This is a genomic window from Maricaulis sp. (genome assembly GCF_030149425.1).
Lineage (GTDB): Bacteria > Pseudomonadota > Alphaproteobacteria > Caulobacterales > Maricaulaceae > Maricaulis.
The window spans coordinates 1-12,895 of record NZ_JASBRQ010000016.1; the positions used below are offsets into that span (position 1 = coordinate 1).

Annotated in this window: 11 protein-coding genes; 4 read left to right on the forward strand and 7 right to left on the reverse strand. The window is 63.6% G+C overall.

Translation table 11 applies throughout. The features are described 5' to 3' along the window. Positions 1–34 precede the first annotated feature (34 nt). From nhaA to Q1V57_RS03175, 3 genes are read left to right on the forward strand one after another with little or no spacing between them, the layout of a single operon-like run. The gene (nhaA, locus tag Q1V57_RS03165) at positions 35–1,243 is read left to right on the forward strand and encodes a Na+/H+ antiporter NhaA (RefSeq protein ID WP_300527523.1); all 1,209 of its coding nucleotides are present in this window, start codon (positions 35–37) and stop codon (positions 1,241–1,243) included. A gap of 18 nt (positions 1,244–1,261) precedes the next feature. Then, complete coding sequence (locus Q1V57_RS03170) at positions 1,262–1,972, forward strand: tellurite resistance TerB family protein (RefSeq protein WP_300527525.1); 711 nt, start codon at positions 1,262–1,264, stop codon at positions 1,970–1,972. A gap of 17 nt (positions 1,973–1,989) precedes the next feature. Beyond that, positions 1,990–2,997, forward strand: coding sequence for a sodium-dependent bicarbonate transport family permease (locus Q1V57_RS03175; RefSeq protein ID WP_300527526.1), 1,008 nt, complete (start codon positions 1,990–1,992; stop codon positions 2,995–2,997). Between the two features lie 3 nt (positions 2,998–3,000). Here the strand turns inward: Q1V57_RS03175 and Q1V57_RS03180 are convergent, their stop codons facing one another. The 3 genes from Q1V57_RS03180 to Q1V57_RS03190 form a co-directional block, all read right to left on the reverse strand. Next, positions 3,001–3,693 (reverse strand): Rho family protein, encoded by a 693-nt coding sequence (locus Q1V57_RS03180; RefSeq protein ID WP_300527527.1) that lies wholly within the window; start codon positions 3,691–3,693, stop codon positions 3,001–3,003. A gap of 83 nt (positions 3,694–3,776) precedes the next feature. After that, positions 3,777–4,265 carry an anthrone oxygenase family protein gene (locus tag Q1V57_RS03185; RefSeq protein ID WP_300527529.1) on the reverse strand — a complete coding sequence of 163 codons (489 nt, stop codon included), beginning with the start codon at positions 4,263–4,265 and terminating at the stop codon, positions 3,777–3,779. Positions 4,266–4,289: 24 nt separating this feature from the next. After that, complete coding sequence (locus tag Q1V57_RS03190) at positions 4,290–5,141, reverse strand: NAD(P)H-binding protein (RefSeq protein ID WP_300527530.1); 852 nt, start codon at positions 5,139–5,141, stop codon at positions 4,290–4,292. Positions 5,142–5,280: 139 nt separating this feature from the next. Between Q1V57_RS03190 and Q1V57_RS03195 the strand changes: the two genes are divergently transcribed. Continuing rightward, a complete protein-coding gene (locus Q1V57_RS03195; protein ID WP_300527532.1) occupies positions 5,281–5,862 on the forward strand; it encodes a TetR/AcrR family transcriptional regulator in 582 nt (193 codons plus the stop codon). A 111-nt stretch (positions 5,863–5,973) separates the two neighbouring features. Here Q1V57_RS03195 and Q1V57_RS03200 read toward each other — a convergent pair whose 3' ends face one another. The 4 genes from Q1V57_RS03200 to Q1V57_RS03215 form a co-directional block, all read right to left on the reverse strand. Continuing rightward, entirely contained in the window at positions 5,974–8,043 is a 2,070-nt protein-coding gene (locus Q1V57_RS03200) for an amidohydrolase family protein (protein ID WP_300527534.1), read from the reverse strand. Positions 8,044–8,093: 50 nt separating this feature from the next. Next, positions 8,094–9,206 (reverse strand): class I SAM-dependent RNA methyltransferase, encoded by a 1,113-nt coding sequence (locus tag Q1V57_RS03205; protein ID WP_300527536.1) that lies wholly within the window; start codon positions 9,204–9,206, stop codon positions 8,094–8,096. 73 nt (positions 9,207–9,279) lie between these two features. Then, on the reverse strand, positions 9,280–11,580 hold the full coding sequence (locus Q1V57_RS03210; protein ID WP_300527537.1) for a hypothetical protein: 2,301 nt from the start codon (positions 11,578–11,580) through the stop codon (positions 9,280–9,282). Positions 11,581–12,123: 543 nt separating this feature from the next. Beyond that, positions 12,124–12,895, reverse strand: a 772-nt coding sequence (locus tag Q1V57_RS03215) for an AbgT family transporter (protein WP_300527538.1), incomplete at its 5' end; no start/stop codon positions are given.

The following is a 12,895-nucleotide window of genomic DNA, read 5'->3' on the forward strand; positions in this document are numbered from 1 at the left end:
GTTGTTTACGCGGTTTAGAACAAAGGACGATCACATGCCTCGCGCGTTGGTTCGAATTCAGGAATTTCTGCGACTTGAGAGTTCCGCCGGCATCATCCTGATGTTCAGCGCCCTGGCGGCCCTGATCGTCAGCAACTCGCCTCTGACGGCGATGTATTCCGACTTCTTCTCTATTCCCGTTGAAGTGCGGGTCGGCGGCTTCGAAATCGCCAAGCCCCTGCTGCTCTGGATCAATGATGGTCTGATGGCCATCTTCTTCCTGCTCGTCGGCCTTGAGATCAAACGCGAGGTGCTCGAGGGCGAGCTCTCCTCCATGTCCAAAGCCGGTCTACCCCTCGTCGCGGCTATCGGCGGCATGGCGGGCCCGGTCGCCATCTACCTGATGTTCAACTGGGGCAATGCAGCGACCATTGACGGCTGGGCCATCCCGGCTGCGACCGATATCGCCTTTGCGCTCGGCGTGCTCATTCTGCTTGGGCCAAGGGTTCCGGCGACGCTGAAAGTTCTCCTGCTCGCCGTTGCGATCATTGATGACCTTGGCGCGATCTCGATCATTGCCCTGTTCTATACCGAGAACCTGACCGGTACGCCGCTGCTGCTGGCGGGTGGTATTCTGGTCGGCATGCTGGTGCTCAACCGCGCCGGGGTGAAGACGCTGTGGCCCTATCTCTTCCTCGGCTTCTTCCTGTGGATCTTCGTCCTGAAATCGGGTGTCCACGCGACGCTGGCCGGTGTTGTGACCGCCATTGCTATCCCGCTGCACGGCCGTGAGGGTGGACACTCCCCGCTACACAAGCTGGAGCACTCGCTGCACCCGGCTGTGGCCTTCGGTATCCTGCCGATCTTCGCCTTCGCGAATTCCGGTGTGAACCTGTCCGGCCTCGACCTGTCCACGGTCTTCGGTCCGCTGACCCTCGGCATCGCAGCAGGTCTGTTCTTCGGCAAGCAGATCGGTGTCTTCGGGGCAACCTGGCTGGCCGGCTCTGTCGGCCTGGTGAAGAAGCCGGAAGGCACGACCTGGTTCCAGATTTACGGCGTCGCCTGTCTGACCGGTATCGGCTTCACCATGAGCCTGTTCATCGGCAGTCTGGCCTTCACTGACGCTGCCCTGATGGATCAGGTTCGCGTTGGCGTCATCGCCGGCTCCATCGCCTCCGCCATCGTCGGTATCTTCGTCCTGCTCCGGGCCTGCCCGGAGCCGGGCAAGGCCAGCTCCCGCGGCAATATCGCGGCGGCAGAATAAGCCCAGGGAGACATCAAGATGATCGATGTGAATTCCATCCTCGGTGCCCTGCAGGGCGAGAACGGTCGCCGGACGGCCATGGTAGGCGGGGGCGCAGCCCTCGCCGGCCTGGCGACCGGCATGCTGGCCGGCAAATCAGGGCGCAAAATGATGGGCAAGGCGGCCAAATACGGGGCGGTCGCCGCCCTCGGCGGCCTCGCCGTCCATGCCCTGTCCAAGCACAAGGCGCGTCAGGAACAAGCGGCCTCACCCGCCGCTCCGGCTGCGGATTATGAAGCCGCCCAGCCGGGCACACCCTTCCTGCCCGCCGCTGACCAGGGCGAAGCGCTCGATCTGCGCGGCAAGTCCCTGGTCCGGGCCATGATCGCCGCCGCCAAGGCCGACGGCACCGTCACGGCTGACGAACAAACCGCCATCATGGGCCGTCTGCAGGACGCCAATCTGGATGCGGAGAGCCGCGCTTTCGTCGAGGCCGAACTCCAGCGTCCGCTGACCATTGACGACCTCGTCCGCGATGTTTCGTGCCCGGAACACGCAGCCGAAGTCTACGCTGCGTCACTGGTCGCGATCGACAGGGACGGAGCCGTTGAACGGGCCTATCTGCAGATGCTCGCTGCACGACTTGGTCTTGACAATGCGCTCGTCGCAGATATCCACGCCAGCGCCGATGCGACTATCGCACCGCCGGCTCTTGAAGGTCCGGCGCATCTGACAGCAATGCGGGTGTAACCGCCGGGACCTTTCCCATGAGCATGCTCGACCTCGCCGCCCAGAACCTTTTCTCGCCACCGATCCTGTTCTTTGCTCTGGGTCTTTTGGCAGCAGCGGTGAGGTCGGACCTGGTCCTGCCCGAATCCGTCGCCAAGGGCCTGTCGCTCTATCTGATCATGGCGATCGGCTTCAAGGGCGGGGTCGAGATGGCGGACGGGGTCAGCGGCCAGGTCGGCGGCATCCTGATTGCCGGCATCGTTCTGTCAGCGCTCATGCCGCTGATCGGCTATCATCTGCTTCAGGCCACCACCAAGGTTGGGCGCGTCGACGCGGCGGCGATCGCAGCCCATTACGGCTCGATCTCGATCGTCACCTTCATCGCCGCGAATGACGCGATCAACGCCCTGCAAATGGATCCGGGCGGTTATATGATCGCCGTTGCCGCAGCCATGGAGGCTCCGGCCATCCTGACCGGCCTTATCCTTGCTGGCCGGGTTCGCCAGGGCGAGCCGACGCCCGCAGCCCTGTCTTCTGCCGCCGCACCCAATCCGCCCAAGGGCACCATCCTGCACGACAGCCTGACCAATGGCTCCATCTTGCTGCTGATCGGAGCCTTTGCCATCGGCTGGGTCGCCGGACCGCGCGGCATGGAACCGCTGGAGCCGTTCTTCGTGGACATTTTCCGCGGCGTGCTCTGCCTCTTCCTGCTCGATATGGGACTGACGGCCGGACGCGGATTGCTGTCACAATACAAGGTGCTCAATCCGGCCCTGATCGGCTTCGGAGTTTATATGCCGCTGATCGGCGCCAGCATCGGCCTGGCCTTCGCCTATCTCCTGGGACTGTCGGTCGCTGATGGTGCTTTGCTGATGACGCTGGCGGCCTCGGCGTCCTACATCGCGGTTCCTGCCGCCATGAAGCTGGCCCTGCCCGAAGCCCGCCCGGCCCTTTCATTGACCCTGTCTCTGGGCGTGACCTTCCCCTTCAACCTGCTCGCCGGCATCCCGCTGTATGCGGCGGTCGCGGGATGGGCTCTGGGCTAGGGATTAGTTCCCCGGCCGCCGCAGCGGACGCGTCAGGCGCTCACGGTCGATCTGGATATTGTCGCGCAGCACCCGGAATTGGTCGGCCACGGTCTCCGGCTCAATGCCGCGCGCCGCATCAATAGCCCGATGGAAGACTTCCTGCAGCCCATCCTGGGTCAGGGCCGAGCATTCCTTGTAGTCGGCAAGACCCTCTTGAGCGGCGAGTTCGTGGGCGTCCTGGCTGGAAACCACATCATAAGTCCGCGCGTAATCGCTATTTCGCAAGTCAGACTTGAAGCCTGACAAGACGATCGGAACATCCGGCGCGTGATGCCGTATCTCCGGCAACCAGCGGCTCGTGACATTGCCGAAGCTGGAAGGGGAAATCACCGAAAAGGCCAGGATGAAAACGTCGGTTTGCGGGTAGGACAAGGGTCGCAGCCGGTCATAATCCTCGTCCCCGGCCGTGTCCCAAAGACCCAGATTGATCGGCACCCGGTGCATCAGATTGGCCGAATAATTGTCGAAGACTGTGGGGATGTATTCGCCGGGGAAGGCATTGGTCGTGAAAGAAATCGCGGCACAAGTCTTACCGACGGCACCATCACCAACCAGAACGCATTTGATATTGGCCATGCCGGCGTCGGCCCGGCCGGTCAGCGCTCCACCCAGTCCCAGCGCGAGGCCGGATTTGAGAACATCACGACGTTTCATAAAAAAGCTCCCGGTCATGCATCCCTCATCTGAAGGTTAACACGATCCGGGAGCCGGGTTCAGCCTCGCAATTATGCATGGCGCTAAAGAAGAATGGCAGCGGCCATCATCAGGCAGGCGGCGGCAGCGCCGGAACCGGCGGTTCGGATATGATTCCAGCGCGTCCAGCGGCTGAGATAGAGCGCCCAGTAGCGCTCCCCTTCAAGGGTTCCCGCATCGACCGCGGCCAGGCGGTTATTCATCGGCACATTGCGGACCATCGTGACCAGAAACACGCTTGGCACATAGATGGCAGCGGCGGCAAAGATCCAGCCGGACGCCGGGGAAGCCGAACTCTGCGCCAGGATGGCGAGACCGATCAGGGCCGGCACGAAGCCGAGGAAAAGCAGAATGAAGACCGAGGGCAGGATGCGGCGGTTAATGGCCTGCATGGCGTCAATCCCGGCGGCCCGGTCCGCGGTGGCCCGCAGGGACCGCATGATGAAATCGGAAAAGCCCATGAACACACCGGCGACAAGGCCCAAGCCCAGAGCCCCGGCGATGGACAGATATCCCAGAACAAGATCCGTCATGATGAAATCTCCTTGAAAGGTGGATCAGGCCGCACGCGACCACAGGCCGGTCGCAGCAACGCGCTGTGCAAAGTCAGAGAAGTCCCGCGGCTTACGCCCCAGGGCACGTTCCACGCCGTCGGTGAGCGAGGCATTGCGGCCGTCAAGCACGGTGTGGAACAGGTAGTCGAGCAGCCAGGCGACGTCTTCAGGTGTGCCGGCATCCGCCAGAGCGCCGCTGAAGGCTTCACGCGGAATGCGGACAAACTCGATCTTGCGGCCGGTCGCGCGGCTCAGCTCATCCGCGATATCATGGAAGGTCAGAAGCCGCGGGCCGGTCAGCTCGTAGAGCTCGCCGGCGTGTTTGCGATCGATCAGCGCGGCGGTCGCGACATCCGCGATATCGTCGACATCGATGAAGGCTTCGCCGATATCGCCAGCCGGCAGCGTGATAACACCCTCGCGAACCATGTCGACGAAGGCCCCTTCGGAGAAGTTCTGATTGAACCAGCCGGCCCGCACGATGCTCCAGGACAGACCGGAGGCCTGCACAATCGCTTCGCAATTCTGGGCTTCTTCTTCACCCCGGCCGGACAGCAGGACGACATGCTCGACGCCGGCGGTCTTGGCCTTGGCCATCAGGAGACGGATCGCGTCAGCCGCGCCGGGCACGGCCAGGTCGGGGGCATAGTTCACGTACACGGACCGCATACCCGCCAGCACAGCGTCCCAGCCATCCGGCTCCTGCCAGGAAAACGCCGGGCTCGCACGGCGGGACCCTTCACGCACCTCGATGCCGCGCGCCTTCAGGCGTTCGGTAATACGGCGGCCGGTCTTGCCGGTGGAGCCCAGGACCAGAACCGGACCGGTTTGCATATTGTCATTGCTTGCAGGCATGTCGCCCTCCCTGAATGAACTTTACACTGTGTAAAGTTGACACGATGACAAGTAGCGTCGGGTTTACATCGTGTCAAGCGCATGGCATCGATTTATGGGCGCGCGCTCGCGGGCAAAGGGAAAAGAGGCGTAAATTCAGATGACTGAGGCCAATCCAACGCGCGAAAAAATCCTCAGGGCCTGCTGGGACCTGCTTGAAGGCGGCGATACAAAGGTTCGCATGAGCGATATCGCCAAGACCGCCGGGGTCAGCCGCCAGGCCGTCTATCTGCACTTTCCCAGCCGCGCCGAACTATTGATCGCCACAACGCGCTTCATCGATGAGGTGGAAAAGGTCGATGAGCGCCTAGCCCGCAGCCGCGCCGCCACGACCGGCCGCGAGCGGCTCGATGCCTATATCGACGCCTGGGGCAATTACATCCCGCGCATTTACGGTGTCGGCCGGGCCATGATGGCGATGATGGATGGCGATGAGGAAGCTCATACCGCCTGGCAGGGCCGGATGATGGCCATGCGCCATGGTTGCGAAGCGGCCGTCAATGCGCTCGATCGCGACGGTGATCTGGTTGCGGGAGTGAGCGTTGAGGGTGCGACTGACGCGCTCTGGATGCTGCTTTCGGTCCGCAATTGGGAGCATTTGGTGCAGGACCGCGGCTGGACCCAGGACGCCTATATCGCCGAGATCAAGCGCCTCGCCCGCGCCAGCTTTGTTCGCGCCTGAACTCGAAACGGCCGGCCCGGATCTAACCCGGCCGGCCGCTCTCTTTCCCATACCCCCGGGAGCAAGTCTGGAATGACAGCCCCGCGCCGGCATTCCGTGTGGTGGTGTGCGCTATTGCGGCTTGGTCAAGGCCGGCACCTCGGTGAAGGGCCGGATCCCGAATTCGGGATAGATTTCGCTCGGGAAATAGACCCGGCCATCAGCGACCACCAGAGAGATCGTCTTGACCTCCTTGAAGTCTGCGGTCGGATCGCCCGGCACCAGGAAAAAGTCGGCAATCTTGCCTTCCTCGATCGATCCCAGGTCTTCACCTGCACCGAGATAATCGGCCATGCCCCAGCTGGCCCAGCCGAGGATTTCAGCCGGGCTCATACCGATCGTCTGATACAGTTCGAGTTCACGGTGCAGGCTGAAGGACCCGCCCAGATCGGTCCCGGGCACGAGGAAAATGCCGCGCTCATGCATCATTGCGAGCATGGCGGTGACCTGGTCGAAGGCGCCACGATAATTGACGTCATCCTCCGGCGTCGCGATATCCGCCCAAGCGCTGCGAGCCGAGCGCTGATTAGAGACCGGCATATGGTCGATATAATCGATCACGCCGGGTGAGATTTCGCCATTGCGCGACAACAGCAGGGCTTCGTGAATGGCGAAGGTCGGATCGACGGCGACGCCGTTTTCCACCAGCGCATCCAGCGTCGCCTGCACCGGAGCGCTCTCAAGATCGAGGCCCGGCAGACGCCGCAGGGCGGTCAGACGCAGAAGGCTGCGGGTATCCTCGCCCTCTTCCAGCACCCAGCCGAGCATGATCTGGTTGATATGGGTCATCTCGTCATAACCCGCTGCGATCATGGCATCGGCATTGGTGAAGGCCGGCACGTGGCCGGTCACGCGCAGGCCATTGGCGCGGGCCGCTTCGACCACGGCCGGGATCCATTCCGGCCGCATGGAATTATAGATCTTCACCTGGTGCATATCGCCGCGCGCGGCATAGGTCTCGACGGCTGCGACCGCTTCCTCCTCGCTCTCGACGATGATGCCGTTATTGGAACTGAACGGGCTGCGGCCCTCGATGAAACCGGAGCGGAACACCCGCGGGCCAGCAACACGGCCGCTGCGGATATTCTCGACCAGACCGTCGAGCACATCGTTATTATTACCCATATCGCGCACGCTGGTGACACCGGCGGCGATGTTCAGGAAGGCCGCGGTTTCACCCATATGGCCGTGCATGTCGAACAGGCCGGGGACCAGCGTGCCGCCCGCGCCATCGATCACCACTTCACCATCACGGCCCGCATCCGGACCATCGATGGAAACGATGCGATTATCCTCGACCAGGACAGACGCCGGCTCACCCAGGGTCAGATTACGGCTATCGAAAATGCGGACATTGCTGATCCGCACCGGCGCATCATATTCGCGCGCGACGCGGGTCTGGATCTGTTCGAACCGGCGCGCACCATATTCGGCCGCCAGCGCGCGCAGACGCTCATCTTCGCCTTCATAACCCTGTTCGAGCAGGGTGAAGCCGGGCGAAATAACGCCGAAGAAATTCTCGCCATGCATCAGGAAATAGACCGGGTTGAGCCCGGTTCCGGCGATGGAATAGCTGGTGACCGAGCGGTCGCCGCCCTCGCCGGTGACATCGAGCGCATCCATTTCCGACAGGCGCAGCTCCCCACCGGGAATGGCCGGCAGGATCCCGTCCTCATCCGCCATCAACGCGCGCGCAGCAATGGCGAGCCAATAGGGGCTGGCATTCTCCGGCACGTAGAAAGCGTCTTCAGACAAGGGTGCGGAATTCTCGCCGGTATTATCGGTCCAGCGGGCCTCGCCATCGATGAATTCATAGCTTTCCGCGACCGGGTTTCCGAAGGTCGAAGCGCCCTCGACACTCCAGCTTTGCGGCAGGCCGTCGGCGTTTAGGGTCACCGTCTCGGCCAGGGTCGGGCCACGGCCATTATTGCGGTACTCATAGTCGATCGTGTAGCCGTCATCGCCCGGCGCGATCTCCAGCGCACCAATCGGCGTGCCGCCAACCAGAACGGTAAAAACCGTCGCTTCCGGTCCGCTTGCTGCGGCAGACGGCGTCCCGGCCTGACCGCTTTCGCCCGCCGGGCTACACGCAACCAGTACCGAGGCCGCCAGCACGGCCGCCAAGCCTTTGTAAGCCATCATGAGAACTCCCCTCGCCAGATTTCGGCGCGCACCCTAGCACGCGTCCTGTCTCAGGCCAGAGGCGGTGTCTGGAACAGCCTGATCTTGAGGCCGCCATGCTCGACCGGCGGCCCAGGCTTGGCAAAGGGCAGGCGTGTTGCCTTGGCCAGAACCTGATCCGTGGTCACCAGACCGACGCGCCAGCCGGAGAAGCGTTCGGTCAGGGCCTCGCCCAAGCTGGCATAGACGCCATAGAGGGCCTTCTTATTGCCGATCCGGCCACCATAGGGCGGATTGACGATAACCAGGCCCGGCTCGCCCTCGGGCCGCTCGAGCTCCGCCACCGGACGCTGGGCAAACTCGCACAGATCACCGACACCGGCGCGCTCAGCATTGGTGACGCTGGCGCGGATCGCTCCGGCATCACGGTCGGATCCGTAAAAGCGCTGTTCGGTCTTGCCCGCCGCGGCGCGACGTAGCTTGGCCCAGGCCTTCGGATTGAAGGTCTTGAGCTGTTCAAAGGCAAAGCCACGCTCGCGTCCCGGCTTCAGCCCCATGGCGATCTCGGCCGCTTCAATCACGAAAGTCCCCGAGCCGCACATCGGATCGAGCACCGGCTCGCTGCCGTCATACCCGCATTGGCGCAGGAAAAGCGCGGCGAGGTTTTCCCGCATCGGCGCCTTGGAGACAGCCTCCTTGAAGCCGCGCCGGTGCAGGAGCTCGCCTGAGGTATCGACGCTTAACGTGCAGACATTCTTGTCGATGCGGGCGCGGATGGTGAGCCCGTTTTCCCGGTCGATGGGCGCACCGAGCTCTTCGGAGACGGCGCGTTCGATCCGCTCGACGACGGCTTTCTGGTGATAGATTTTCGACGCCCGGCAGGTCGCCTCGACCCGGATGGCCACATCGCGGCGCAGCACCTCACCCCAGGCAATCTTGCGCGCCCGCTTGTCCAGCTGGGCCAAATGCACCACCCGGAACTCGCCAATCCTTGCCAGCACCCGGCTGGCCCCGCGCAGCTCCAGATTGGCCCGCCACACCTCCGGCCAGCCACCGCGAACGGCAACACCACCCGGCTGGGCTTGCGGCCCGGTAAATCCAGTGGCCTGCGCCTCATCGGCGAGGGCTTTCTCCAGCCCCGGCGCTGTCGCCAGGAAAATCTCGAATTCCGTGTCAGTGCTCATCGCGCCTGCTTAGCGGGGGCGGAGCGGTGTGTCGATGGCGGGAGATTTTGCGGCTCCCCACCCAGACCTCGGCCTAGCCCGGATCGCCCTCGCGGAAGGTCTGAACCGGTCCGAACTGATAACCCGCGCGCCGCGAACATCCCGGCGCCGTCGTGTCCAGCGGACTGCAACCGCCCAGCGTGACGCTTTCGGTAGTACCGCGGTGACGGTCGAACCGGAAATCGCGACGGATCGCCAGCCCCGGAATCTCGATCTCCTTGTCGACGCGCCAGCTGGCAACGGCGAGATCAACCTCGGCAAACAATTCCAGCACCGGCACGAATTCCATGGTGAATTCATAGCGCGGCTCGGACAGTTCGAGGCCCGGGAAGCGGGCATTCTCAACATTCAGGCTGAGCTGCATCGTGTCGCCCCCGCCGCCACGCCGTAAGGGCGTGCCGTCGAAATAGATACGGCAGGCGCCGGAGGAGAGCAGGCGATTGGCCCGCATGGAGCGGCCATTGGTGTACTCGCAAGACTGGGCGCGATTGGGCGTGGTATCGAATGAAGCTCCACCGACCGGCTCGGCCAGCAGGCTGAAACGGGCATCCGCGGCGTAGATATTCACGCCCGGCTCGACCCCGGCCCGGGCCACCCAGGCATTGATCTGCAAACCTGACACATCGGCCGGTACGCGCGGTTCGGCGAGCCGCCGGCGCTGATCAATAGGCGGGGTGAAATCCGCACAGGCCCAGTTGGGGCAGCGCCCTTCCGGCGGCACCGAGATCGAGGGGCAATTGACCCGCACCGTCTTGATCACCGGCAGGCGCAGCTGCAGCTGGCACCAGGCCCAGACTCCGAAGGTGAACTCACGATCCCCGGCGATCAGCTCGGAGGGCATGCCCGCCGCGGCATAGGCGCCGCGCTGTTCTGCCGGGACGCCGGTCGCCGCGATGTCGAAGGTCGCATAGGTCGGGTTCCAGCGGCCGCTATCGGCATCGGTCCGGAAGGCCGTGGTCGACCCATAATCTACCTCGAAGGGGAAGCGCAGGCCCGCGCGATAGCCAACCCGGTATTTGAAGGCGACAAAATAATTGCGGCGACGATTGAAGGTCACCTTGTGACGCTCTTCGATCTCCTCGTGCAGGGTGAAACCGGTGATGAAATAGGCCCGGTCATCCTGGGTGATGCGCTGGGACTGGAGTTCGCGCCGTTCGGGCTCTTCATTGCCCAGCAGGAGACGGTGCGATGCCGTGCTGGTTCCAAGTCGCGGGGCCGGAAGGGTGCGAAGCCGGGGATCGTCACGCCGGCCCTCTGATTGCGCCTCGTCCTCGACCGGCAAGCGGGTCGGAACCCGCCCCGTGAATCGGCGGCCAGGTTGCAGCGACCCGCGGCGGGTCACGGCATGGGGGGCGAGGGCGTTGGGCAGGCGACGCACGCGCGGTCCAACAGGCGTGAGAAAGCCCTCTCCGTCGGGCAGGCTGATCTGCGGCCGGCGCTCGAGCGCCTCGGGCTGCGTGTTGATGTCCCGGGTCAAGGGAATAATGCTGACATGGGTTATGACACGCTCATCGCCATCGGCATCCAGGCGCAGCAATTCCGCGTCGGGGAGCGTAAGCGCCTCACCGGCACTGACATCATGCCGATAGCGTGCTGTCGGGGACATCGCCCTGAGTTCGGCGCGGATTTCCTCCGCCGCTGCGGCGATATCGGCCTCGGTCGGCGGGCTGATCAGCATGCCGCCCGGCACGGCCGAGACACGCTGGCGCTCCAGGGAAGTCAGCTGCGAGGCCGGGTCAACCAGGACCGGTTGCAAGTCCCCCGCCTGGCGGCGAATCGGGCTTGGCGGCCGCAGGCAGAGCTCCGAACGCGCCCGTGCGATCTCCCCGCGCGCGCCAGCAGCGCGCCGGAAGGGGCCGGTGCGACCGTTCAGGGCGCGGATACCGGAACAGGTCTCGCGACTGACCGGCACTGTCACCTCGCGCGAGACGATAATCCGGTCCTCTAGGACAAAGACATCCTCGACCACGTCGATCTGGCCGGAAATCCCGAGCGCCTGCGGATTGGCCAGGGCGAGGCTGGCAACGGGCTGCTCGATGATCCTTGTATTGCGGAGATAGTTGGAGAGATCGAGGGTGACGCCTTCGGCCAGGACAAGCTCGGTCTGCGGCGCCGCGACCAGGCTGGCATGGTCGATCTCGTCGAGGAAAAGCGGCGATTCCAGTGCTGCCCGGCGGACGTCCTGAGCGGAGAGCGACGCCATCGCCTCCCCCATATGCAGCTGACCCGATTGTATCTGCGTTTGCGCCAGACGCGCCGGTTGCACCTGCGCCATCGCGGCTGAACCCGCTGCGAGCCCGAATGCGGCAGCCAGAGCCAAGACTTTCCGGATCATCACGACACCCCCGTTTAATGACGTCTCCGGGAGTGAAGCCTAAACGGTCTGAGCCGGAAATGAACGAGAAATTCTAATGCAACCAGATGAAATTATCCTCGTGACGTCAGGGCAAGAAACTGCGTGGCGCACCATTCCCCCCTCATCCCGGACTTGATCCGGGACCTAGATAGGCCGCGCTAGACTGTGTCGGGGTCCTGACTTGCGTCAGGATGAGGGGATTGGGTTTGTTTAGCGGGATTTCCAGTCGCGAACCGGGATCAGAGCCGCGCCCTCAGAGATGCAAAGCGGCAACCTCCCTCCTCGCCCTCGATGGGCGAGGTCCCGCGCAGCGGGGGAGTGGGTGACGCGGCGAAACCGCCACTGAAACCAGTCTACTGGAGCAAGTCTTGCCTGCGCCTGCGGCGCGCACCCACTCCGTCTTGCGGCTCCGCCGCAATCCACCTCGCCCATCAAGGGCGAGGAGGGGCGGTGGCTACTGTCAGCAAACAAAAAGGGCCGCGCAGCGCGCGGCCCTTTTGTCTGTCTGTATTCCTGCCCGGCCTATTGCGGCGCCTCGTAATAGGTCGGCGAGCCCGGGCCGACCGGGAGTTCCAGGCCGAAGGTCCAGAGGAAGAAGAAGCTCGACCACAGCAAGATGAAGAAGATCGAATAGGGCAGCATCATCGCGATCATGGTGCCGACGCCCAGGTTTTTGTCATAGCGCGTCGCCCAGGCGAGGATGAGGCCGAAATAGCTCATCATCGGGGTGATGATATTGGTCGTTGAGTCGCCGATGCGGTAGGCCGCCTGGATCACTTCCGGCGAATAACCGATCAGCATCAGCATGGGCACGAAGATCGGCGCCGTCACCGCCCACTGGGCCGAGGCCGAGCCGAGCGACAGGTTGATCACCGCACACATCAGGATGAAGACGAAGAAAAGCAGCGGGCCGGTCATGCCGGTTTCCTGCAGGAAGTTGGCGCCCGAGACCGCGGTAATGGCGCCCAGATTGGTCCAGCCGAAGAAGGCCACGAACTGGGCCGCGAAGAAGACCAGGACGATGTAGAGCCCCAACGTCGACAGGCCGGTGGCCATGCCGTCGATAATATCGCGGTCATTCTTCATCGAACCGGTGGCGCGGCCATAGGCGAAGCCTGTGACGACGAAGAAGATCAGGATCCAGACGACGAAGCCGCGGAAGAAGGGCGAGGCGAAACGGTCGCCGGTCTCCGGATTGCGCAGAATGCCCCATTCGGGGATCAGGGTCAGCGCCATCAGGCCGAGCACGAAGAGCACGCCGAGGAAGGCCCAGAACAGGCCCTTCTTCTCGCTC